Source organism: Geobacter sp. AOG1 (assembly GCF_019972315.1).
Taxonomy (GTDB): domain Bacteria; phylum Desulfobacterota; class Desulfuromonadia; order Geobacterales; family Geobacteraceae; genus Geomobilimonas.
In genome coordinates this window covers 1,639,497-1,663,509 of sequence record NZ_BLIZ01000001.1, presented here as the reverse complement: position 1 = coordinate 1,663,509, position 24,013 = coordinate 1,639,497, and the positions used below count along the sequence as shown (strand labels likewise).

The 24,013-nt window shown below is 62.1% G+C and carries 18 protein-coding genes; 4 read left to right on the top strand and 14 right to left on the bottom strand.

All coding sequences use genetic code 11. The features are described from left to right. The first annotated feature begins 147 nt into the window (after nucleotides 1-147). Nucleotides 148-1,092, top strand: a complete 945-nt coding sequence (locus tag LDN04_RS07565) for a cytochrome c3 family protein (protein WP_223908556.1) — start codon at nucleotides 148-150, stop codon at nucleotides 1,090-1,092. Between the two features lie 186 nt (nucleotides 1,093-1,278). Here LDN04_RS07565 and LDN04_RS07560 read toward each other — a convergent pair whose 3' ends face one another. Then, nucleotides 1,279-1,863, bottom strand: coding sequence for an ACP phosphodiesterase (locus tag LDN04_RS07560; RefSeq protein ID WP_223908554.1), 585 nt, complete (start codon nucleotides 1,861-1,863; stop codon nucleotides 1,279-1,281). A 147-nt stretch (nucleotides 1,864-2,010) separates the two neighbouring features. On the opposite strand from LDN04_RS07560, the gene LDN04_RS07555 reads away from it, so the two are divergent. Together LDN04_RS07555 and LDN04_RS07550 are read left to right on the top strand one after the other, a co-directional pair. Beyond that, nucleotides 2,011-4,023 (top strand): molybdopterin oxidoreductase family protein, encoded by a 2,013-nt coding sequence (locus tag LDN04_RS07555; RefSeq protein ID WP_223908552.1) that lies wholly within the window; start codon nucleotides 2,011-2,013, stop codon nucleotides 4,021-4,023. A gap of 34 nt (nucleotides 4,024-4,057) precedes the next feature. Continuing rightward, nucleotides 4,058-5,119, top strand: a complete 1,062-nt coding sequence (locus LDN04_RS07550; RefSeq protein ID WP_223908549.1) for a glycosyltransferase — start codon at nucleotides 4,058-4,060, stop codon at nucleotides 5,117-5,119. A 26-nt stretch (nucleotides 5,120-5,145) separates the two neighbouring features. Here the strand turns inward: LDN04_RS07550 and LDN04_RS07545 are convergent, their stop codons facing one another. After that, nucleotides 5,146-5,469: a c-type cytochrome gene (locus LDN04_RS07545; RefSeq protein ID WP_223908547.1), complete on the bottom strand. Its 324-nt coding sequence runs from the start codon at nucleotides 5,467-5,469 to the stop codon at nucleotides 5,146-5,148. Nucleotides 5,470-5,705: 236 nt separating this feature from the next. Between LDN04_RS07545 and LDN04_RS07540 the strand changes: the two genes are divergently transcribed. Next, the gene (locus LDN04_RS07540; RefSeq protein ID WP_223908544.1) at nucleotides 5,706-6,797 is read left to right on the top strand and encodes a phosphotransacetylase family protein; all 1,092 of its coding nucleotides are present in this window, start codon (nucleotides 5,706-5,708) and stop codon (nucleotides 6,795-6,797) included. 51 nt (nucleotides 6,798-6,848) lie between these two features. Here the strand turns inward: LDN04_RS07540 and LDN04_RS07535 are convergent, their stop codons facing one another. The 12 genes from LDN04_RS07535 to LDN04_RS07480 all read right to left on the bottom strand — a co-directional run bounded on the left by LDN04_RS07535 (nucleotide 6,849) and on the right by LDN04_RS07480 (nucleotide 23,924). Beyond that, on the bottom strand, nucleotides 6,849-7,559 hold the full coding sequence (locus LDN04_RS07535) for a response regulator (RefSeq protein WP_223908541.1): 711 nt from the start codon (nucleotides 7,557-7,559) through the stop codon (nucleotides 6,849-6,851). 97 nt (nucleotides 7,560-7,656) lie between these two features. Beyond that, nucleotides 7,657-10,083 carry a Lon protease family protein gene (locus LDN04_RS07530; RefSeq protein ID WP_223908538.1) on the bottom strand — a complete coding sequence of 809 codons (2,427 nt, stop codon included), beginning with the start codon at nucleotides 10,081-10,083 and terminating at the stop codon, nucleotides 7,657-7,659. 96 nt (nucleotides 10,084-10,179) lie between these two features. Continuing rightward, the gene (gene lipB, locus LDN04_RS07525; protein ID WP_223908536.1) at nucleotides 10,180-10,845 is read right to left on the bottom strand and encodes a lipoyl(octanoyl) transferase LipB; all 666 of its coding nucleotides are present in this window, start codon (nucleotides 10,843-10,845) and stop codon (nucleotides 10,180-10,182) included. Between the two features lie 21 nt (nucleotides 10,846-10,866). Beyond that, complete coding sequence (locus LDN04_RS07520) at nucleotides 10,867-12,168, bottom strand: dihydrolipoamide acetyltransferase family protein (protein WP_223908535.1); 1,302 nt, start codon at nucleotides 12,166-12,168, stop codon at nucleotides 10,867-10,869. Between the two features lie 103 nt (nucleotides 12,169-12,271). Then, on the bottom strand, nucleotides 12,272-13,258 hold the full coding sequence (locus tag LDN04_RS07515; protein WP_223908534.1) for an alpha-ketoacid dehydrogenase subunit beta: 987 nt from the start codon (nucleotides 13,256-13,258) through the stop codon (nucleotides 12,272-12,274). Beyond that, on the bottom strand, nucleotides 13,251-14,231 hold the full coding sequence (gene pdhA, locus LDN04_RS07510) for a pyruvate dehydrogenase (acetyl-transferring) E1 component subunit alpha (RefSeq protein ID WP_223908533.1): 981 nt from the start codon (nucleotides 14,229-14,231) through the stop codon (nucleotides 13,251-13,253). The genes LDN04_RS07515 and pdhA overlap by 8 nt, the downstream gene beginning before the upstream one ends. Next, nucleotides 14,191-15,123 (bottom strand): GGDEF domain-containing protein, encoded by a 933-nt coding sequence (locus LDN04_RS07505; protein ID WP_223908531.1) that lies wholly within the window; start codon nucleotides 15,121-15,123, stop codon nucleotides 14,191-14,193. Before LDN04_RS07505 ends, pdhA begins: the two co-directional genes overlap by 41 nt. Continuing rightward, nucleotides 15,116-17,050 (bottom strand): aconitate hydratase, encoded by a 1,935-nt coding sequence (locus LDN04_RS07500; protein ID WP_223908528.1) that lies wholly within the window; start codon nucleotides 17,048-17,050, stop codon nucleotides 15,116-15,118. Before LDN04_RS07500 ends, LDN04_RS07505 begins: the two co-directional genes overlap by 8 nt. A 105-nt stretch (nucleotides 17,051-17,155) precedes the next feature. Continuing rightward, entirely contained in the window at nucleotides 17,156-18,595 is a 1,440-nt protein-coding gene (gene lpdA, locus LDN04_RS07495; RefSeq protein WP_223908526.1) for a dihydrolipoyl dehydrogenase, read from the bottom strand. Between the two features lie 104 nt (nucleotides 18,596-18,699). Then, a complete protein-coding gene (locus tag LDN04_RS07490; RefSeq protein ID WP_223908524.1) occupies nucleotides 18,700-19,908 on the bottom strand; it encodes a tetratricopeptide repeat protein in 1,209 nt (402 codons plus the stop codon). Between the two features lie 8 nt (nucleotides 19,909-19,916). Next, nucleotides 19,917-21,155, bottom strand: coding sequence for a 2-oxoglutarate dehydrogenase complex dihydrolipoyllysine-residue succinyltransferase (odhB, locus tag LDN04_RS07485; protein ID WP_223908521.1), 1,239 nt, complete (start codon nucleotides 21,153-21,155; stop codon nucleotides 19,917-19,919). A gap of 36 nt (nucleotides 21,156-21,191) precedes the next feature. Beyond that, a complete protein-coding gene (locus LDN04_RS07480) occupies nucleotides 21,192-23,924 on the bottom strand; it encodes a 2-oxoglutarate dehydrogenase E1 component (RefSeq protein ID WP_223908518.1) in 2,733 nt (910 codons plus the stop codon). Between the last annotated feature and the right edge of the window lie 89 nt (nucleotides 23,925-24,013).

Genomic DNA, 24,013 nt, shown 5'->3' with positions numbered 1-24,013 from the left:
TGACTGACCCCAAAAAACATGACAAAATCCCCCACAATGTGTGCCGGCTGTGGATGTCCCTCGTCCGGAAAATATCGCATCAAGGGAAAGCACTTTCCCGTGTTGCCGTGAAATTTGATGTGCAGCATTAACTACAAGGAGGAATCGATGAAAACACCGAAACTCGTCAGGCTCGCTATCGGTCTGGCCATGGCAACCGCGCTCATGGTCGGCACCGCGTTCCAGACAATGGCCGCTGAACCGGCCAAGGCACCTGCCAAGGCGGCAACACCGGCTAAAGCTGCGGCACCGGCTGCTAAAGCTGCAGCGCCCGCACCGGCTAAAGCAAAGGTTGCCCTGACCAACGACGACTGCGTCAAGTGCCATGCCGGCCCCCCCGCCGACATCGAGGCGGCTGGCGGCTGGCACAAGAAGGTCGGCTGCAACAACTGCCATGAAGGGCACCGCCCCAGTTCGAAGAACAACATCCCGAACTGCAACCAGTGCCACGAAGGCAAACCCCACTACACCCTCAAGGGGCAGTGCGGAAACTGCCACAAGAATCCCCACAGGCCGAAGGATATCGCCTTCGCCAGCAACGTCACCGACCCCTGCGTGACCTGCCACACCCAGCAGATCGCCCAGCTGAAGGAATTCAAGAGCAAGCACTCGGGACTCTACTGCTCCACCTGCCACAACGTCCACGGCAGGATTCCGCAGTGCGTCCAGTGCCACAAGCCGCACGCTCCGACGATGGTTCAGGCCGACTGCGCCAAGTGCCACAAGGCTCATCAGCCGAAGAACGTGAAGTACGCTTCCACCGTGCCGTCCAAAGACTGCGCTGCCTGCCACAAGAAGGCATTCGATCTGCTGACCAATAGCACCTCCAAGCACAAGTCCCTGGCCTGCGTGTACTGCCACCAGGAAAAACACAAGATGGTACCCAAGTGTCAGGATTGCCACGGCGTACCGCACCCGGCCGGTATGCTGGCCAGGTTCCCGAAATGCGGCGACTGCCACAACATCGCCCACGACCTGAACCACTGGTCGAGCCAGTCTACGGCAGCACCGGGCAAACCGGCCGCTCCGGCCAAGCCGGCGAAGAAGAAATAACTCGCTCATCGTGAGCACGAAGGGCCTGCAGATTTCTGCAGGCCCTTTTTTATGGCTGATTGTCTTTTGTTAGCTTTTGAAACAGAGAGAACGTTTTATCAGCATCACCGGGCAAGATGGTGAAATAGAGACAAGGGTCTGACACCCGTTGCGTCACTGCGCCTCTGCGTCAACGATTGAAAGCCGTCAGATTTCACCTGCCAGCCCTTCCACGTACGCCACCGCCGCTTCCCGGAATTCCTCGAAATCCTCTTCGAGCCCGGCATAATTACGGCGCAACTCCCTGGCACCCGATGCCAATGGGTTCGGTCGCCGCAGGCGGAGTGAAAGCCGTTCCAGCACCCTGGCAATGACTGCCTCATCCCGATAGGAGGTGAGCCAGTCATGGGTTATCATCCGGGTTGCCATCTGTTGCATGGAGAGTGGAAGGCTCGGCAGGTGGGACTGGAGGGCGGCATAGACATGCCGCGCAAATACGGGAAGCGGGACGGGGTGGTGGCGATTCCATGTCCGGGCCATGAAGTGGTCATAGTAGACATCCACGAGCACCCCCCGGCAATGGCCATAGGACTCGTCTATCCGCAACCGGCTTCGCCGCACCGCGGGATGGTCGTGGGAAAAACTGTCCACCCGGCGGTGGAGTACGATCCCCCGGGTGACGTCCGGCGCGTAGGTTGCATCGAGCCGCCCCTTGACGAAATCGCCGAGGATGCTCCCGACCAGTTCCGCCGGGGTGTCGGGAGAAAGGTAAAGATGGAAGAGGTAGTTCACCGGTAGCTCCTTGTCAATTCCATCTATAGTGTACCGTACCTGGCTCCGCTTCGGCGACACATTTCCCCGGATGCCCGACAGGGAAAGCTGTTCTGCATTTTTGCCGGGGTGTGTTATGCTGTATGCACTTCACGACGAGGAGGCACCATGGCCGGTACCATCATGCGCTCGGTCTGCCCCTACGACTGCCCCGACACCTGCAGCCTGCTGGTTGAGGTAGAGGATGGCAGGGCAACCAGGGTGAGCGGCGACCCGGAACATCCCTTCACCCGCGGCACCCTCTGCCCCAAGATGCTCCACTACGAGCGGACGGTCCACTCACCCCACCGCCTCACCACACCGCTCATTCGCACCGGACCCAAGGGAAGCGGCCAGTTTCGCCCCGCCGACTGGGACGAGGCCATCGAACGGGTCGCAGCCCGCTGGGGGAACATCATCGCCTCCTTTGGGGCGGAGGCGATCCTTCCCTACTCCTATGCCGGGACCATGGGACTCGTCCAGAGAAACAGCGGCCACCCCTTCTTCCACCGCCTCGGGGCCTCCCGGCTGGCCCGGACCATCTGCTCTCCCGCCAAGGACGCCGGCTGGCAGGCAGTTATGGGGGAAACGCCGGCACCCCACCCGGACACGGTGGCGGACAGCGACCTGGTCATTCTCTGGGGGATCAACGCCGCGGCAACGAGTATCCACTTCCTCCACGGTGTCCGGGAGGCGAAAAAGCGGGGCGCCACCGTCTGGCTCATCGATACCTATGAGACCCCGACCGCCGCCGCGGCTGACCGGACCATCCTGGTCCATCCCGGCAGTGACGGGGCTTTAGCCCTCGGCTTGATGCATCTGCTCGCCCGCGACGAACAACTCGACCGGGAATTCATCGCCGCCCACGTCCAGGGGTTCGAGGAGTTCGCATCCCGCATTCTTCCCCTCTACCCGCCGGAACAGGTGAGCCTGCTCACCGGCCTCCCCGTCATCCTCATCGAGGAGATGGCCGCGTCCTACGGCAGAGCGAACGCGCCCTTCATCCGCCTGGGAAGCGGGCTCTCCCGCTACGGCAATGGCGCCATGACTGTCCGGACCATCGCCACCCTTCCCGCGCTGGTCGGCGCCTACGGGAGACCCGGAGCCGGCTGTTTTTGCGGTGTCAGCACCGGCAGCGCCTTTGCCCTGGCCGAGGTGACCCGTGAGGACTTCATGACGAAACCGACCCGTATCGTCAACATGAACCGGCTCGGCCATGCCCTCACCGAGCTATCCGGCCCGCCGGTCATGGGTCTCTACGTCTACCACTCCAACCCGGCCGCCGTCACCCCGGACCAGAACTCCGTCCTCAGGGGACTTGGCCGGGACGACCTCTTCACCGTGGTTCACGAGCGATTCATGACCGACACGGCCGCTTTCGCCGACATCGTCCTCCCCGCCACCTCGTCCCTGGAGCAGAGCGACATCTACCGATCCTATGGCACTTACTGCATCCAGCGCGCCCGGCCGGTTATCCCTCCTGTGGGGGGGAGCAAGACCAACTGGGAGGTATTCGCCCTCCTGGCCCGGGCCATGGGGTTCGATGAGCCGTTCTTCCGCCAGAGTGCGGACAACCTCATCGACCATCTCCTCGCCATCCCCCGGTCGCTGCGGGAGGGGATCGACACCGCCCGACTGGCAGAGGGGAAAGGGGTGGAATTGCGGCTGCCCGCGGTCGCCCCCCCCTTCGCTACTCCATCGGGAAAGGTGGAGATATTCAATCCACGTGAACCGGAGCCCTTTCCCCGCTACCTCCCCACCCACGAGGAGAAGGGGGAACACCCCCTGCGGCTCATGACCGCACCCACCCCATTCGCCCTCAACGCCTCCTTCTACGAGCAGGAGGAACTGCGTATCAAGCAGGGGGGGATGCGTCTCCAGATGAACCCGGCCGACGCGGCGGCGCGCGGGCTTGCGGACGGCAGGGAGGTGACCGCCTTCAATCGTCTGGGGGAGGTGGTCTTCTCCCTGAAGGTAACCCCCGGAGTCCCGGCAGGGGTAGTGGTGGCGGAAGGTGTCTGGTGGCTCGCCCACACCCCCGGCCCCCGGTCGGTCAACGCCCTCGTCTCCCAGCGCCTTACCGATCGGGGAGAAGGGAGCACTTTCTACGACAACCGGGTGGAGGTACGGGGAGGCCGTTGACGCATCCTCCCCACCTCCCCACCACAGGTCCCCCATGCCCCACTCCTCTTGCCACCCCGAACTTGCCGTTATCGTCCCCGCCCGCAACGAAGCGGCCGGCCTGGCCGACCTGTTCCGTAGCCTGGCCGACCAGCGTGAGGTGGAGCTGGAACTGGTGCTTTGCGATGGAGATTCCGTCGACGGGACGCCGGAACTGGCCCGGCGGCTGACAGCGACGGTCCCCTTCCCAGTCACCATCGTGGAGACGGAATCGGCGCGGGGACTCCAGCTCAACGTCGGCGCCGCAGCGGCGGCGGCCCCCTGCTTCCTCTTTCTCCATGCCGACTCACATTTCTCCGACCCCTTCGCTCTTCGTCGGAGCCTGCTCCATCTTGCCACCGCTCGGTCGGCAGACCCCGGCGCACTCCTGGCCGGGCGGTTTGCGCTCCGCTTCAGGCGCACGGAAACAGCCCCCTCCCTCCCCTACTACTACTACGAGTGCAAGGCATGCCTCGACCGCCCGGAATGCAGCCACGGTGACCAGGGGCTCCTTGTGGGACGGGAAACATTCGCTGACGTCGGCCCGTTCGACGAGACCCTTTCTATGCTGGCCGAGACCCGTTTCGCCGACACCGTCCGGCGCCGGGGGAGACTGCTCCTCCTCCCCGCCGAAATCGGGACGTCGGCTCGCCGCTTCGAAACGGAAGGGCTGGCGGCACGCCAGGCACTGAATGCCATCATCATGAACTTCGCCAACCAGGGGTGGGAGCCGTTCTTCCGCGATCTTCCCCGTCTTTACCGGCACCAGGACCGGACGGAAAGACTGCAACTCCGCCCCATCCTGGAGCGGCTCGGGGAATTGATATGCAGCCTCACCCCTCAAGAGCGTCGGGCACTGTGGCAGGGCACCGGACGCTATATCAGGGATAATGCCTGGCAGCTCGCCTTTGCCCTGGACGTGCGCCGCAACTTCCACTGCAACCTCGCTCCCGGCACGGGGACGACCACCTGCCTCGACATCTATGACCGCCACCTGGACCGGATCACCGACAACGCCGCCGGTCGCTGGCTGGCAGCCCTGCTGGCACGGATGTGGCTCTGGTGGGGAATTCACTGACGCGAAGATGCAACGACGGGATCTGGCTACCTGAACGTGGCAAGGATATAATCGGCGATCTTCCGGGCATCGGCATCGCCAATGGCCTGCCGGTCGAAGCGGGTCATCCCCTGTCCGGGGTTGCGCATCTTGTCCACGATGTCGTCGGCGGTGCGAATGCCGTTTGCCGCCAGGGTGAAGCGGTCGAGGCTCTTGGGGGGATACTTGCTGTTCCCGCCGTCCGGGTGGCAGCCGCTGCAGTGACGAAGAAAGAGCTCTCCCCCCGGCAGGCCGCTTCCGCTCCGGCCCGCCTCGCCGCTGCATGCCGCCAGACCTATCGTTAGCACCACGATGACCACTCCCCGCGCCATAACCTCTCCTTCTTTCACCGTATACGCATTATAGAGTATACACAGTTGCCCGGTCGGCCGCCACTGCCCTATAGTTATGCCAATTTCAGATCAAGGATGAAATCAAGCGGCGAGGATTTAGGCGACGCAGGCGTACAGACAGTACGTTGAGGAGCCGAAGACGAGCCAACGCAGATAGGGCCTTGATGTGGAATTGGTATTAGGCAAGCAGATCGTACTTAAGGGAGCATTGCGTCATGTGCAGAAAACTCTTCGTGGCCGCCACCGGCCAGAACTGCGGTAAAACAACCATAAGCGTCTCCCTCATGCATCTCGCCCGCCGGAAGTACGGCCGGGTCGGTTTCATGAAGGCCATCGGCCCCAAGTGTGTCACCTTCAACGACGTACCGATGGACAAGGATGCGGTGCTCATGGCGCAAATCTACGGACTGGCCGAGGACCGCCGCCTCATGTCGCCGGTGGTTCTGACGAAAGGGTCCACCAAGCGCTTCATCGATGGCGAACTGGCCCCCGCTACCGCCATCGAAAAACTCCGGGAGGCATGCAACGAGCTGGAGGCAAAGAACGACTTTCTCATCATCGAGGGGGCGGGGCACGGCGGGGTCGGTTCGGTGATCGGGCTGAACAACGCCCAGGTGGCGAAACTGCTGGATGCGCCGGTGGTGATGGTCGCGGGAGGAGGAATCGGCAACGTAATCGATTCGGTCCGGCTGAACATGGGACTCTATGAACGTGAAGGGGCCGAGCTGCGGATGCTGCTCGTCAACAAGCTCATCCCGGAGAAGCGGGCGTCGTCACTGGGATACCTGCAGAAAGCCTTTGCCGGAAGCGGCATCCAGGTTGCCGGGGCCTTCGACTATTCGCCGGTTCTGGCCAATCCGACCCTCCACAATCTGGCGCGACGTCTCGGCCAGCCGCTCAAGGGGGACGCGACCCAGCAGCACCGGATAGCCCACCACATCCAGCTGGGAGCCGCCTCGTCACAGGTGGTGATCGACGGGCTGCAGCATTCGACCCTTCTCATCACCACCAGTTCCCGGGACGAACTGCTCGTCACCACCGCATCCCTCTACCACATACCGACGTACCGCGAGAAGATCGCCGGGCTGGTGATTCCGGGGCATACTGCCATCTCTCCCGTCACCCAGAAGATCCTGGATGAAAGCGGCGTTCCCTACATCCGCATCCAGGAAACCACTGCCCAGGTCTTCACCAAGCTTCTGGACCACGTCTCAAAAATAACGGCGGACGACCATGAGAAGTTGGAACTCCTCCAGTCGACCGCCGAAACCTACCTGGACTTCGCCGCCATCGACGCCCTGCTGTAGCAGGTCGGCTGGGCGGCATCACTGCCTTACTGGGTGGCGAGCAGGCCCCCCCTACTCCTCCTGCTCGCTGTTGTCGATCATCTCCTGGATCGCCTGACGGGCTTCATCGCTGATACTGGTGTACTCTACCCCGAAACCGACCGGCATGTCCCACTTCTTGCGGGATTTGCCGCTGTTGAGCCAGGCCACCCGCCCCTTGATGGCGATCAGGCCGACCTCGCTGTCGGAGAGAAAAAACGCCAGTTCCATCTCATCGTTCTGAGTAACCGCATAATCCGTCGTCAGATAGATACCGCCACTGCTGATGTCGGCAACTGCAGCCGTACAAACCCCCTTCCCATCCCTGAAGAGGGCCGGGGTTTTGAGCTGGAGTCGCGGCTCACGCCGCTCGATGTCCGGCAGGTAGGAACGAGCCTTTTCCAGAAAGGCCTTCCTCTCCACCGGCTTGGTAAGATAATCGTCACACCCCGCCTTGTTGCACAGTTCGATCTCCTCATCATGCCCCGCGGTGGTCACCATGATGACCGGGATGAAGAGGAGGTCGGGATCCGACTTGATGGCGGTGCAGCACGCCACACCGTTCATCTTCGGCATGTGCAGATCGAGGAAGACCAGATCCGGCCGCTCCCGCCGGACGATCTCCAGCGCTTCCTCCCCATCCTCGGCGGTGAGGATGGAGACGTCCGAGTTGGTAAGAAAGCTTTTTTCCAGTTCTATGAACAGCTTGACGTCGTCCACCAGCAGAATCTTCGGTGCGGCCATGCGGCCCCTCCCCATCTTCCATCCTGAGAAATCACTGCAAACATCTACCCGTGTCGAAGCCGAATCGCCTCTATTCTAATGAATGCAAAAACCATACTCACCGCTCTTTCTTTTCTTCCTTTTCCGCCGGAGCAGTGAATTTCTTCATACTCTCAAGCATTTCCCGCAGCCGCGCATCCACCAGATAGTTGATGCTCCCCTCCGGATAACCGCCATCCGGCTGCCATTCTCCTGCCGGAACACCGGTCAGTATCTCGATCCCCTGATCGATGGTGGCCACGCTCCAGATGTGGAACTTGCCTTCTTTAACCGCCTCGAGCACTTCGTCCTTAAGCATGAGATGGCGCAGGTTGCTGGCCGGAATCATCACCCCCTGCTCGCCGGTAAGCCCTTTGGCCTTGCAGACCGCATAGAAGCCCTCGATCTTGTAGTTCACTCCGCCGATGGGCTGCACTTTTCCCAATTGGTTAACGCTGCCGGTCACGGCGATGCCCTGGCGGATCGGAACTCCGGAAAGGGCCGACAGGAGGGCGTAAAGCTCGGTGGACGAGGCACTGTCCCCCTCCACTCCCTCGTAGGACTGCTCGAAGCAGATGGAGGCAGAGAAGGAGAGGGGTTTGTCGTGGGCAAACTTCCCACCCAGGTAGCCGGTGAGGATGAGTACCCCCTTGTCGTGAATCGGCCCGGAGAGTTTCACCTCCCGTTCGATGTTGACCATCCCTCCCCGGCCGATATAGGTGCGGACGGTGACCCGGGACGGACGACCGAACATGTAGTCCCCGATGGTGAGGACCGACAGGCCGTTGATCTGCCCCACCTCGCTCCCTTCGGTGTCGCAGAGGATGGTGCCGTCATCGAACATCTCCTGCATCCGCTCCTCGATCCGGTTGCTCCGGTAGATCTTTTCATCGATCGCCTTTCGCACGTGCTCACGAGTCACGACGGAGCTTTGTTGCTGCCCGGCCCAGTAGCTCGCCTCCCGGATCAGGTCGGCAATCTCCATGAACTGGGAAGAGAGCCGTTCCTGGTCCTCCACCAGCCGTGACGAGTATTCGAGCAGCCCTGCCACCCCGCTCCGGTCGAAGTGAAGGAGATTCTCGCTCCTGCAGTGAGTGGCAACGAACAGGGCGTAATCCCGCATGATTTCCGGCGTCCGGGCAATGCGGCTGTCGAAGTCCGCCTTCACCTTGAAAAACTTCCGGTAGTCCGGTTCCATGTAGAAAAGGAGATAGTAGATCCAGGGGGAACCGATCATGATAATCTTGGTCTGGAGCGGGATCGGCTCGGGTTTCAGGGAAGCGATGGACATGAAACGGTACTGCTCAAGCACGTCCTCGATCCTGATCTCGCCACTGCGGATGCAGCGTTTCAGCGCATCCCAGGCAAACGGGTTGATGAGCACCTCCCGGGCATCGACGATGAGGTAACCGCCGTTGGCCCGGTGGAGCGCCCCGGGTTTAGCCAGGGTGAAGTTGGTGGTGGCCACTCCTCCCATCTGCATGATGTGCTCGATCCGGCCGAACAGGTTGTTATAGGTGGGGTTCGCCTCAAAGATCACCGGCGCCCCCTCCGCCCCCTTGTTATCGACGAAGACGTTCACCTGGTAACGTTCGAAGGAAGGCTCCTGGCGCGGCAGCTTGAGACCGGGAATGGGGGATTGCTGGGGCTGCTGCTCCTTGAAGTCCTCCAGGTTGAGGAGAATATCCTCCTGCACCGACTCCAGGTAGGCAATGACCTTTTCGTAGGAAGCATATTTCTCCCTGAGTGGCTCGATGTGGTGGCCGACGGCGGCCAGCCCCAGGTCCCGGTCGAGCTGTGACAGGGTATCCTTGGTCGCCTTTTCGTTCTCCCGCACCTGGCGGAGTACATCGTTGAGCTTCTCGGTCAACTCCTTCCCCGCCTCGTCGATCTTGTCCCGCTCCACTTTCTCCAGCGCTTCGTACTCTTCCTGGGTGTAGTTGCGCCCTTCCTTCTGGGGAACCATCACCAAACCCGAGACGGTCCTCTGCAGGGCGAACCCCTTCGATTCCGCTTCCTGCTCCAAACGGCCGAACAATTCACCGTTCTTTTCCTGATACTCCTCGACGATGGCAGACTTGTTGGTTTCGTACTCCTTGCTGTCCAGGGCCTTGGGTATGACATTGCGCATGTTCTCCAAAAGCTCTTTCATATCCCCGGCCAGTTCGCTTCCCAGTCCGGCGGAAAGAGCCAGCGCCAAGGGGAGATCGGGATTCTTGAAGTTATAGACATAGCACCAGTCCTGTGGAGGCGGCTCGGCCTTGGCCCGCTTCTTCAGCAGGTTCTTGATGGTGGAACTGCGCCCGGTCCCCGCCTCCCCTGCCAGAAAGAGATTGAACCCGCCATCACGCATGTCGAGGCCGAAATCGATGGACTTGAGGGCCCGTTCCTGACCGATGGACCCCTCCAGTTCGTTCAGGTCGGCAGTGGTGTTAAAGTCAAACTGGCTCGGATCGCACTCCCATCTCAGTTGTGCGACAGGTACCTTGAAGTTTTCGCGTGACACGGTGGCCTCCTTCATCAGATAGGGAAATGGAATAGCATGTTTCGTAGGGGCGCTCCTGTGCGACTGCCTTGCGTTGGGCGGCCACGCAACAAGCTCTTATCTAAGGGGACAAACTACATCTGCGATGGGATCTCTCTCTGTCGGTTTTTCCGGCATCCAGTCCGCCAGAAGCGGCGCGAACAACTTCACCGCCGTTTTCCGTACATCTGCCATAGAGACAGCCGCACCACATTCTCGCGCCAGCGACGTCACGGGACAGCCGGCGATGCCGCAGGGGTTGATCAGGTCGAAAGCCGCCAGGTCGGGGACCACGTTGACGGCGAAACCGTGCATGGTTACCCAGCGGCGGACCCCGACCCCGATGGAGGCGAGCTTCCCCGCGCCGGTCCAGACACCGGTCCGCCCCGGCACCCGCCTTGCTGCGACGCTGAATTCCGCCGCCACCCGGATGAGGAGTTCTTCCAGGAAGCGGAGATAGCGGTGCAGGTCCCGTCCCCGCCGGTCGAGGGAGATGAGGGGGTACCCCACCAGTTGACCCGGACCGTGCCAGGTGACGTCCCCCCCCCGGTTGATGCGCCGGACCTCCACCGAAGAATCGAGGACATTTGCCCCATCCCCTCCGCTGCCGATGGTATAGACCGCCGGATGCTCCAGAAGGAGCAGCGTCTCCGGCTCGGTACCGGCGGCTATCCCTGCGACCAGCCGTTCCTGGAGGGCGTAGGCGGTGTCGAACCCTATCATGCCAAGGTCAGTGACTTCCATATCCCCATAAGGCATGTTTTATCACACCAGCATGACCACGGGATTCTCCAGAACTCTCTTCAACTCCTGGAGAAACTTAGCCCCGTAGGCGCCATCCAGGAGCCGGTGGTCGGCGGAGAGTGTCATCCGCATCATCCGCCCTGCCGTCACCTGCCCGTCGCGCACCACCACCTCGTCCATGATTGCCCCGACCGCCAGGATCGCCCCCTGCGGTGGATGGATAACCGCCATGAACTCCTCTATTCCGTACATCCCCAGGTTGGAGATGGTGAAGGTCCCGCCGGACAATTCGCGCTCACTGATCCTGCCACTCCGCGCCCGTTCCACCAGTTCACGGCTCCGCGCCGCCACATCCCTGACGGTAAGGGCCTGGCAGCCGCCGATTACCGGCACCAGCAGCCCGTCGTCCAGGCTGACGGCAATGCCTATGTTGATCCCGTCGTGAAAGATGATGCCGTCGTCCGTGTAGGAGGCGTTTGCCAAGGGGAACTTTGCCAGGACGAGGGCGCAGGCCTTCACGACCAGGTCGTTGACCGAAACGGGGCTCCCCGCCTCCTTCAACTCCCGGCGCACCTCCTCCGCCTCCCTCATATCCACGGCAACGGTCACCGTGAAGTGGGGGATGGTCCGCCACGCCTCGGCAACCGTACGGGCGATGGCAGCCCGCATCCGGGAGAGGGGCTGAGCACTTCCCGCCGCTTCTTTACTTCCGGATTCTGCAACTGCTTCTTTGCCGGTCACCTGTCCCTTCAGGCCCGATTCTTGAGTCCGGTCCCCGACCCCCGCCTTTTCCAGGTCTTCCTGAAGGATGCGTCCCTCCGGCCCGCTCCCCTTTACTTCCCGCAGGACGATCCCCTTTTCCCTCGCCAGGCGTCGCACCAGGGGGGAAGCCTTCTCTCCGTTGCCAGCAGGCTGAAGGAGAGGCTCCGGAGAAGAACCAGCATCGGGGGGGACTTCCAGCAGGCGCTCCGGCACATCCCCAGCTGCCATAGGTTCGGCCGGCGGCAGTTCAGGTGGCGGCTGCCAGTTGTCAGGGACGGGTGCAGCCTCGGACGGTGGAGCAGCGACTGAGGCAGGCTGCTCTCCCCCTTCCCCCACTAAACCTATCACCGTCCCAACGGCCACCATCTCCCCCGGCTTTACCCGTATCTCCGTCAATACCCCGGCAGCGAACGCCTCCAACTCCATGGTCGCCTTGTCGGTCTCCACCTCGGCGATTATGTCCCCACGCTCCACCCTGTCGCCAAGGGACTTCTTCCAGACCACGAGTCGCCCTTCGGTCATGGTATCGGAAAGCTTCGGCATGGTGATTTCGGTTGCCATGTTTGCCTCATATATATCGATTCGATTTTGACAACACACGCCAAGCTCCCCCGCCTTCACGGCCACCCCCTCCTGAATCAGGAGGGGGATAGGGGGTGGTCACTCAATATTTTGCCGCCATCGTTTCCTTCACCACCGCGACGATGTCCGCCACCTGGGGAATACAGAGTTTCTCCAGCTTGCGCGAGTAGGGCATAGGGACGTCCAGACCCGACACCCGCCTGACGGGCGCCCGGAGTGAATCGAAGCAACCGTCGTAGATACGGGTGGCGATCTCCCCCCCAAGGCCGCAGGTTTTCCAGCATTCCTCCACCACCACCGCTCGGCCGGTCTTTTTTACCGACGCCACGAAAGTCTCTGCATCCAGCGGCGCCAGCGTCCGGAGGTCCACCACCTCGCAGGAGATATTTTCCTTCGCCAGCTCCTCCGCCGCCTGGAGCGCCAGGATGGTCATCCGCGCGTAGGCAACGATGGTGATGTCAGTCCCGGATCTCTTTACGTCACACTTGCCGAAAGGGACAAGGGACTCCGGATCGTCGGGGACCTCACCCTTGCTGTTGTAGAGGAGCTCGTGCTCCAGGAACATGACCGGGTTGTTGTCGCGGATGGCGGTCTTCAAGAGCCCCTTGGCATCGGCGGGGGTGGCGGGATAGGCCACGCGCATCCCCGGTGCATGCATGAAATAGGTCTCCAGGGACTGGGAGTGCTGGGCCGCCAGCTGGCTCCCGCCGCCGCCGGGCGCACGGATCACCATGGGAAGGTTCACCTGGCCGCCGAACATGTACCGGATCTTGGTCATATGGTCGATAATCTGGTCCATGGCAAGCAAGGCGAAATTCACTGTCATCAGCTCCGCAACGGGGCGCAGCCCTCCCATGGCGGCCCCGACTGCGACGCCGATGATAGTGTTCTCCGAGATGGGGGTATCCAGTACCCGCTCCTCGCCGAACTCCGCCAGCAGCCCCCTGCTCACCTTGAACGACCCTTCGTACAGCGCCACGTCCTCCCCCCAGACGACAATGGACGGGTCGCGGCGCATCTCCTCCTTCAGGGCCAGGTTGAGGGCATCACGGTAGGTCATTTCAGGCATAGATATCCTCCCAGACCGACCCATCTTCCGGCCACGGCGACTCCTCAGCGAAGGTAACCGCCTCCTGCACGATAGCGATCGACTCCTGTTTGATGGCACCCAACTCGGCCTGGGTGACGATCCCCTCTTCGATGAGGCGAATGGCAAAAGCGGGGAGCGGATCCCGGGCCTTCCAGAGCTCCACCTCGGCGGCTGAGCGGTACTTGCCGGGATCGGCCATGGAGTGGCCACGGAACCGGTAGGTGAGCGCCTCGATGAGGTAGGGGCGGTTCTGCTCCCTGACCCATTCTGCTCCCCACTTCACCGCCGCGTGGACCGCCATGACGTCCATCCCGTCCACTCGCACCGACGGGATGTCGTAGCCGCAGGTCCGCTTGTGGATATCCGCCAGGGCCGATGACCGCTCAACGGAGGTACCGATGCCATAGGCGTTGTTCTCGCAAACGAAGAGCACCGGCAACTCCCAGAGCCGCGCCCAGTTAAGGGATTCGTGGAAGGTTCCCTGGTTCACCGCCCCGTCGCCGAAGAAGCAGGCGGCGATCCGCCCTTCTTTCCGGAACTTGGAAGCGAAGGCAAGCCCGACGGCGATGGGGAACTGGCCGCCGACAATGGCGTATCCCCCCATGAAGGCGAGCTCGGGGGCGAACAGGTGCATGGAGCCCCCCTTCCCCTTGCAGATACCGGTTGCCTTGCCGAACAGCTCGGCCATGACCCGCCGCGGTTCCGCCCCCCGGACGATTGCCTGGGCATGCTCCCGGTAGGCGGAAAGGATGTAGTCGTCCTTGTGGAGAGCGTGGGTGGAGCCGACCGCCACCGCCTCCTGGCCGCTGTAGAGATGGAGGAAACCGGTGATGTGCCCCTTGGTGTACTGCTCGGCGCACGACTCCTCGAACTCACGGCAGAGCACCATCTGCTCGTACATCCTGACCAGTTCATGGTCGGGCAAAATCGCCCGGAGACTCGTCTCTTTCATGTGGTGCACTCCTGCGCTCGATTCCCTTCGCGGTGACGTCTTCATAGTCGCCGGTCAGTTCCAGACCGAATTTTTCGTGACAGATGGCGTTCTTGCCGCTCGCCTTTACCCGGTACATGAGGCCGTCGCTCAAACGGAGCATCTGGTCGACAGAGACGGGAGGGTCCAGAAAACTCACCAGACCGATGCTGAACGTAACACCATAGCGGTGGGCCGCCATGGCGGCGTCCAACTGAGCCTTGACCTTGCCAATGGCCACGCCGGCCTGGGTGAAGTTGTTTTCGGCCAGAAGAATGACAAATTCGTCACCCCCCAGGCGGGTCACGATGTCCGTCTTCCGGACGGCGGCCTGCATGGTGCGGGCGATGAGCACCAGCAGCTGGTCCCCTTCGTGGTGGCCATAGGTGTCGTTGATCGTCTTCAGATTGTCGGCATCGATATAGGCAAGGCTGAAGGGGCGATTATAGCGCTGGAACCGGTATATCTCCCGTTCGGCCAGTTCGCAGAAATAGCGTTTGTTGTAGGTCTTGGTGAGAAAATCGAGTCGTGCCAGTTCCTGGGTGCGGTCCATGCTGCTCTTGAGCTTGGCCACGAACAGGCTCGTCAGACCGAAGAAGAGCAGCTTCTCCATGACGTTCCAGACGAGGAACAGATTGCCTCTCCCGGACATTTCGGGATGGTTGGCTCCCACCCAGAGGAGGACACAGAGACATGCCACTGCCATGCCGGCCCGCCTCCCGTAATACCAGCTTTCCCATGCCACCGGTATCAGGTAGAAAATCACGAAGGAGAGATCCGCCACTTCACTGTCCAGGTACACGAGTATCGCCAGAAGCAGGGCGCCGATCAGGTGTTGGCCGATGGCCGGCCAGATGCGATCTTGTTCAAGCATGGTTCCTCACAAGGTTGAGAGTTCCTCCGGCAAGAAGTTCCTGCCGCTCACGATCGGATACTTCCAGGAGGGTGACGATCTCCCTCCCGTTCACCTGTACCGGTATTTCCGTTGCACCGTCGGCGACCAGGCCCCGGAGTCTTTTGAAGGTGAGCGTGTCACCCTGGGCAAGGGTTCCGTAGTCCGCCGGGTCCTTGAAGATGAGGGGAAGAATGCCAAAATTGATCAGATTCGCCTTATGGATGCGGGCGAAACTCTTGGCCAGCTTCACCCGGATGCCGAGGTAGCGCGGCGCCAGTGCAGCGTGTTCCCGGCTTGAACCCTGGCCGTAGTTCTCGCCGCCGACCACCACACCGCTCCCCTTCTCCATGGCCCGCCGCGGGAATTCCGGATCGATCTGCTCGAAGACGAACTGGCTGATGGCCGGTATGTTGCTCCGGAAGGGAAGCACCTTGTTCCCGGCCGGCATGATGGTATCGGTGGAGATATTGTCCCCCACCTTGATGATCACCTCGACCGCCAGTTCTACGGGGAGTTCGTCGAAGTCGGGGAACGGCACGATATTCGGGCCGGTGACGATCTCGACCCCGCCCGTGTCCGTGAGGGGATAGATGATGCTGGAGTCATCTACCATGTACTTCTCCGGATTCCGGACGGCAGGCCATTCCATCAGCTCCCCCAGCTTGCGCGGGTCGGTGATGACTCCGTAGATGCCGGCGGCGGCGGCGGTCTCCGGCGAGCAGAGGTAGACCTTGTCGTTCTTGGTGCCGCTTCTCCCCGGGAAATTGCGGGGAAAAGTACGGAGCGAGACCTGGTTGGTCCCCGGCGCCTGCCCCATCCCGATGCAGCCGAGACATCCCGGCTGATGGACCTGGGCGCCCGACAGGAGCAGCGACATGAAGCCCCCCTGGGCCGCCACGTTCTCCAGCACCTGACGGCTGCCGGGATTGATGTTGAAGGAGACATGGGGCGCCACCCGCCGGCCGTCCAGGATGCGGCAGACAGTCATGAGGTCGCGGAAGGAAGAGTTGACCGAGCTTCCGACGATCACCTGGTCCACCCTGATCCCTTCCACGTCCTTCACCCGCGATACGTTATCCGGCGACGACGGACAGGCAATGAGCGGCTCCACCTGTGACAGGTCGATCTCGTCGTAGTCGTCGTAGCTGCAGTCGGGATCAGCGGCCAGCTCCACCCATGAATCCCCTCGCCCCTGGGACTCCAGGAACTCCCGGGTCCGATGGTCGGAAGGGAAGACCGACGTGGTGGCCCCCAGTTCCGCGCCCATGTTGCCGATGGTCCCCCGATCCGTCACCGACAGACTAGCCACGCCGGGGCCGTAGTATTCGATGATCTTTCCCACTCCTCCCTTCACCGTGTGGCGGCGGAGCATCTCCAGAATCACGTCCTTGCCGGAGACCCACGGCGGAAGCTGGCCGGTCAGCTTGACCCCCATGATGCGCGGGCAGGGGAGACTGAACGGATGTCCCGCCATGGCCAGGGCAACATCCAAACCACCGGCGCCGATGGCGAGCATGGAAAGGCCGGCTGCAGTGGGTGTATGGGAATCGGCTCCCAGCATCACCTTGCCCGGTACGCCGAAGCGCTCCAGGTGGACCTGGTGGGAAACGCCGTTTCCCGGCTTGGAGAGGTGGATGCCGAACTTCTGGGCGGCGGTCATGAGAAAGACATGGTCGTCGGCGTTCTTGTTGTCAGTCTGGAGCAGGTTGTGGTCGATGTACTGGGCCGCCAGCTCCACCTTCACCCGCGGCACACCCATGGCGATGAACTCCAGCATGGCCATGGTCCCGGTCGCATCCTGCAGCAGGGTATGGTCGACCCTGATGGCTATTTCCGTCCCCGGGACCAGCTCACCCTTCACCAGGTGGGCTTCGAGGATCTTGGTTGCGAGATTCTTAGAGCTCATGTTCTTCTCCTCCGGAACGGCCGATTTTTTGTGAGATCAAGGAAGATGACGGCGCTCTTGTGCGCCGTGGAATCTGACGCAGATATCGCGAAAAAACGACCGTTCCTACGCATGTATCGCTGCCTTGTCCACATCCAGCGCCGCCTCCTTCATCGCCTCCGACAACGTCGGATGGGCATGGAAGGTCATGGCCACGTCCTGGGCGCTGCCGCCGTAGGTCATGACCGTCACCGCCTCGGCGATCATATCCGAGGCCCGCGGGCCGATGATATGCACCCCGAGCACCCGGCCGGTGGACTGGTGGGCGAGAATCTTGACGAATCCCTCTCCCTCGTCCATGCAGCGGGCACGGCCATTGGCCGAAAAGGGGAAGCGCCCCGTCGCATAGGGGACGGCATCCCGGGTGAGATCCTCTTCGGTCTTCCCAACCGACGCCACTTCCGGCCAAGTATAAATGATACCGGGAATGAATTCGTAGTCAACCTGGGAGGCCTGCCCTGCCTGACGCTCGGCGAACACCACCCCCTCTTCCATCGCCTTGTGGGCAAGCATCGGCCCATGCACCAGGTCCCCAATGGCGAAAATGCCCGGCACGGAGGTCTCGTAGTTGCCGTTCACCCCTATTCTCCCACCCGATTCGAGGGCCACCCCTGCTTCTTCCAGCCCGAGGCCGGCAGTGAGTGGATGCCGGCCGGCCGCCACGAGAATCTTGTCGCACGCCAGCTGTTCGGTGACGTCACCGCTCTTCAGGGTCACCATCGCCGTGCCATCCCGACGTTCTAGCTCGGTCACCCGGGTTTCCAGACGGAAGGTGAACCCCTGCTTCTTCAGGGAACGGACGAGGGTGTCGGCGACCTGCCGGTCCATATTCGGCAAGACCTTGGGGAGCACTTCCACCACCGTAACTTTTGCCCCCAGCCTTCGCCAGACCGACCCGAGCTCCAGGCCGATATACCCTCCCCCTACTACCAGCAGGTGCTCCGGTACCCGATCGAAGGCGAGCGCCTCCCGGGCGCTGACCACCAGATCGCCGTCGAAGGGAAGCCCGGGAAGCTCGGCCGGCGTACTCCCCGTGGCAAGCAGGAACCTCTTGCCCAAAAGGGTCTGCTTTTCCTGGTCCCGGCTCCCGGATCCCGAATCCCGCGAGAATTCAACTTCCACCTGATGAGTATCTCCGTCCTTTCCCGCCAGTCTGGCGGTGCCGATGAAGAGGGCAATCTTGTTCTTCTTGAACAGGAAAGCTATCCCGTCCGTCAGCTTGGTCACCACTTCGTCCTTGCGGGCCAGCATCCGGGAGAGATTCAGGGTGGGAGCAGGGATATCGATGCCATGGCCGGCGAACCTGTCCCGCGCCAGGGCGAACAGCTCCGACGAATCGAGGAGAGCCTTGCTCGGGATGCACCCCTCGTTGAGACAGACCCCCCCCAGGCGCTCCCGCCGTTCCACCACCGCCACTCCCATACCGAGCTGGGCGGCACGGATGGCGGCAACATAGCCGCCCGGCCCACCACCGATAACGATCAGGTCATATACTTGTTCGGCCATAGCGCCAGAACCTCCTTAAATCTTTTGCTCGTTACATCACGTACCCAAAGTCGGGGTGGGGGCTCTCCTGGAAAAAAGAGTCCCGCAAAAAAGCACCGAACTGCTCACTTCCCCGTTCGGAAGATGATCTCGAATTTCCCCCCCTGGAGCCGGGACCTCAGATCGGAGGGAGCGCCGGGGGTGGGAGGGGGGGCATAGGCGTCGGTGAGATCGGGAAGGGAAAACTTGAGGCTGTAATCCCCCTGGTCCAGCACGACCCCTTTCCCCTGGAGGTACGTGCCGCCGACTGCCGTGTCGTACGCTTCTCCACCGCTACGGGGCAGGCCCAGGTCCATGGCAGGAGTTCCCGCCGGTGCGGTCCGGAGAGCCACGAGTTCCCGGAGCACCGCCTGAGCCCCCATGTCTCCCTGTTTTGCAGCCTTTACGAGCCAACCCACCGCCTTGGTCTTATCGACCGGCACACCATCTCCGGCAAGAAGCATCATGCCATAGGCATGCTGGGCTTCCGCATACCCCTTTTCCGCCGCCTTTCCGATCCAGAAAGCCGCTTGCCCTTTGTCCTGGGGAATCCCGGTGCCATGGTAATAGAAGGTACCAAGGAAAAACTCGGCCCGGGCTCCCCCACGCTCCGCGGCTACCTGCATGAGACGCGCCGCTTCTCCCAGGTCCCGCGGCAGGCCGTCCCCGTGGTAATACATGAGGGAGAGCATGAAACTTGCCCGGGAATCGCCACCTGCAGCCGCTGCCCGGTACCAGCGAATTTCCTGGGCGGGATCCTTCGGCACGCCGTCTCCGATGAGGTACATGAGCCCGAGGGTATTCCGGGCCGCGGCATTACCACGATTGGCCGCCTTGCGCACGGCATTCACAATACCTTTCAGGTCCTGCTTCTCGCCACGGCTCCCCCGACCGATAATTTCCAAAAGGGCAACCGCTCGGTAGTCACGCTGTGCCGCCGCCGCGGCAAGCAGCTTTTTTGCCCGTACCGGATCGGCAGGTATCCCGACCCCGTAAAGATAACGGGTCCCCAGCAGGTATTGGGCGGCGAAATAGTTCTGCTCGGCAGACTCGCGGAGGAAGTTCACTCCCCGGGCGAGGTCCTGGCCCCCTTCGCCGCGAAGGTCCATGAGCGCCAGGAAGAACCGGGAAACCGACGTCGTTTCGGCCCCGAATTCAGTCCGGGCCAGGTCGTAGTTCCCCTTCCGGTACGCCGACCTGCCAGCAAAATCGTCCGCCGAAACAGGCGACGCCACCGCGGTCAGCATCACTGCCGCAACTCCCGCAACCAGCAGTATTTGGTGCCATTTACCCATGAACTCTCCTACCCCTCCAGCAACATCTCTTCCGGCTCTTCCACGTACTCCTTCACTTTCTTCAGGAATCCCACCGCCTCCCGGCCATCTATGATCCTATGGTCGTAGGAAAGTGCGAGATACATCATGGGACGGATCACCACCTCGCCGTTCCGCGCCACCGGGCGGTCCTGGACGGCATGCATCCCGAGCACGGCGCTCTGGGGCGGGTTAATGATGGGGGTTGAGAGGAGCGAACCGTAGATGCCGCCGTTGCTGATGGTGAAAGTCCCCCCCTCCAGGTCGGCCAGTTCCAGCCGGTTGGTTCGGACCTTCTCGGCATAGGTGGCGATCCCCTTTTCGATATCCGCGAAATGGAGCCGGTCGGCATCGCGCAGCACCGGAACCACAAGCCCTTTCTCGCCACTGACGGCGATGCCGATGTCATGAAAATGGTGGGTAACGATATCGTTGCCGTCGATGCGGGAGTTGGCCATTGGAAACTCCTTGAGGGCTTCTACGCAAGCCTTGACGAAGAACGGCATGTAGCCGAGCTTCACGCCGAATTTTTTCTGGAAGTGCTCGTTGTGCTTCTTCCGCAGTTCAATGATGGCCCCCATATCCGCCTCGTTGAAGGTGGTGAGCATGGCGGTCTGCTGCCGTGCAGCCAGGAGACGCTCGGCAATGCGTCGCCGGATCGGGGTCATGGGGATGCGGGTGATTCGGCCTTCGGAAACCGGGGACCGGGACCCAGACTGCGGGCCTGAAGGATCGGGGACCGGGGGGAAAAGAGTTTCCTGCACCGCGACTTTGGCCTCTCCGGGTTTCCCGGTCCCTGGTCCCTGGTCACCCACCCCTGCATTCAACAGGTCATCCACCGTTACCCGTCCACCCCGGCCGGTCCCCTGGAGGGTTTCCGGCGTGATTCCCTTCTCCTGGGCCATCTTGCGCACCGCCGGGGAGAGGAAGGGAGTTGGACCGGCAGTGGTCGACGCCGGTGCTTCCCGGCGCAGCGGCGTAGGAGCCTCCTTCGGCACCGCACCCTCCTTGATGACGCCGATGACCGTCCCTATGGCGACCGTCGTCCCCTCCCGGACGGTTATGAACAGGGTTCCGGCCGCCTCGGCGTTGATCTCCATGGTGATCTTGTCGGTCTCGATCTCGCAGAGAGGCTCGTCCTTCTCCACCCGTTCACCGTCCTGCTTGTGCCATTTGGCAATCAGCGCCTCGGTAACCGATTCACCCACCGCGGGAACTGTGATTTCCATGGTAAAACTCCTGAATACATTAATTAGATCAGATTTTCACAACTGAAAGGCCGCCGCCATGACCCTTTCCTGCTCCACCTTGTGCTCCCGATGGGAACCGACCGCCGGTGCAGCAGCGTCGGGCCGGCCGATGTATGCCGGCTCCGCCCCCAAGATATCCGCCAGGTGCGGCCGGACGAACCCCCACGCCCCCATGTTGCGCGGCTCTTCCTGGACCCAGCGGAAGGTCACGGCTCCCCGGAACGGGGCCAGGGCTTCCCGGACAAGATCGGTGCGCAAAGGGTAGAGCTGTTCGATTCGTACCAGCGCCACATCCTCCCTCCCGTCGCGGTTCTTCCGCTCCAGCAGTTCGAAATATATCTTGCCGGTACAGAAGAGCACCGTCGTGACGTGATCGGGGGAATCGGAGCCGGGGATGACCTCCCGGAACCACCCCTCCGACAACTCCTCAAGCCGGGAGACGCAGAGAGGGTGGCGCAGGAGGCTCTTGGGGGTAAAGACGATGAGTGGCTTGCGGAACGGCTGCCAGACCTGTCTGCGCAACAGGTGAAAATACTGGGCCGGGGTGGAGGGGTAGGCTACCTGCAGGTTGGCATCGGCACAGAGCTGGAGAAAACGCTCGATACGGGCGCTGGAATGCTCCGCTCCCTGCCCCTCGTAGCCGTGGGGGAGGAGCATGACGAGGCCGCTCACCCGGTCCCACTTGGTCTCGCCGCTAGAGATGAACTGGTCGATGATCACTTGGGCGCCGTTGGCGAAGTCCCCGTACTGGGCCTCCCAGATGGTGAGACCGGCGGGGGTTTCCAGGGAATAGCCGTACTCGAAGCCGAGCACCGCATTTTCCGACAGCATGCTGTCGAAGGCCATGAACGCCGCCCCTTGGGTGGCCACGGCAGAAAGAGGGATCCAGGTATCCTCGGATCCCATGTCAATAAGGACGCCGTGACGGCTGCTGAAAGTACCACGCCGGACGTCCTGACCGGAAAGTCTTATGGAATGCCCCTCTCGGAGCAGACTCGCGAAGGCCAGACTCTCACCGGTCCCCCAGTCGATCCCCTCCCCTTTCGTCACCGCATCGCGCCGCCGTTGGAGCAGAGTGGCCACCTTGGGATGGGGGGTAAAACCGGCGGGAATGGCAGACATCACCTCGGCCACCGCCACCAGGGCGTCCCGCGCAACACCCGTCTCCACCTTGGCGGGGGAGTATTCCCTTTGCACCCCGCTCCACGCCCCCTGGAAGCCCGGGTCCGCACCATCGACACGCTCTTCGACAGCCTGTTCCAGGCGGGCGGTATAGGCGGCGGCCGGCGCCGTTATCTGCACCTCCGCTATCCCCGCCTCCCGCAGGAGATCGGCATAGAGGAGGTGCACGGAGGGGCGTCCCTTGATCTTCCCGTACATGAGGGGCTGGGTGAAATAGGGCTCGTCCCCCTCGTTGTGACCGTAGCGCCGATAACAGATGATCTCCACCACCACGTCCCGGCCGAAGGCCTGCCGGTAATCGAGGGCGAGCCGGACGGCATGGACGGCCGCCTCCGGGTCCTCGCCGTGAACATGGAGGATGGGAGCCATGATCATCTTGGCGACGTCGGTGGCATAGTAACTGGATCGGGCGGCTTCCGGCGGAGTGGTAAAACCGATCTGGTTGTTGACGACGATATGCAGAGTGCCGCCGGTACGGTATCCCGGCAGCTGGGAGAGATTGAGGGTCTCGGCCACCATCCCCTGGCCGGCGAAAGCCGCATCGCCGTGGATGAGTACCGGCAGGACCCGCTCTCCACGGCCATCCTCATAGCGGTCCTGGCGTGCCCGGCATTTCCCTTCCACCACAGGATTGACCGCCTCCAGGTGGCTCGGATTGGCCGCCAGAGCAAGGTGAATGCTCTTCCCCCCGGAGGTTGCCACATCGACGGAAAACCCCTTGTGGTATTTGACGTCCCCCTCCCCCACCTCATTGTGCTCAAGGTTGTCGGCAAACTCGGCAAAGATGACAGAGAGGGGCTTGCGGAAAATGGTGGCAAGCACGTTGAGCCGCCCCCGGTGGGGCATGCCGACGATCAGGTCGGCAACTCCCACGTTAGCGGCATGGTTGACTGCGGCATCGAGCACCGGGATGAGAGTCTCCCCACCTTCCAAGGAAAAGCGGGTCTGCCCCATGAACTTCCGATTGAGGAACCCTTCAAACAGGGCTGCCTCCTGGAGCTTGCCGAGGATCGCCAGCCGTTCGTCAACGGTGAAAGCCGGCCGGTTGCGCACCGGCTCCATCCGGTCCATGAACCACTGCCGTTCGGTCGGGTCCTGGATATGCATGAACTCCGCGCCGATGGAACGGCAGTAGGTCTCCCGCATGACCGACAGTATCTCCCGCAGGGTGGCGGCAGACGGCTCAGCCGTTGTGGCAGAGATGGCAGTGCGAACCGGTCTGAACCTCCTGACATAGAAGGTGGTGTCCAGGTCCGACTCGTCCAGGTCGAAGGCGGACAGGGAAAGGAGGGGATGGTCGATCCTGCAAGGGGAGAGGGGATCGGTGCAGGCAAGGAGGTGGCCGATGTCCCGGTATCGGTAGATGAGGGACTGGACGCCCGACTGCTTGCGTGCCATGGCAGGATCGAGAAACTCCCCGCCTGTAACAGGTTCACGACCGGAATCTCCCAGTTCGAAACCGCGGAAGAAGGCCTGCCACTCGGGGCTCATCTCTTCGGGGTTTTCCCGCCAGCGCAGGTACTGGGCTTCGACCCATTCAGGGCTGATGTTGTCGGTAGAGCTCATGCCGCCTCGCGTATCGGAAAAAAGTTGCCAGATGAGATTATAACAGAGAGGGGAGATGTTACAAGACGACAGTGGCAGGGACTTTCAGG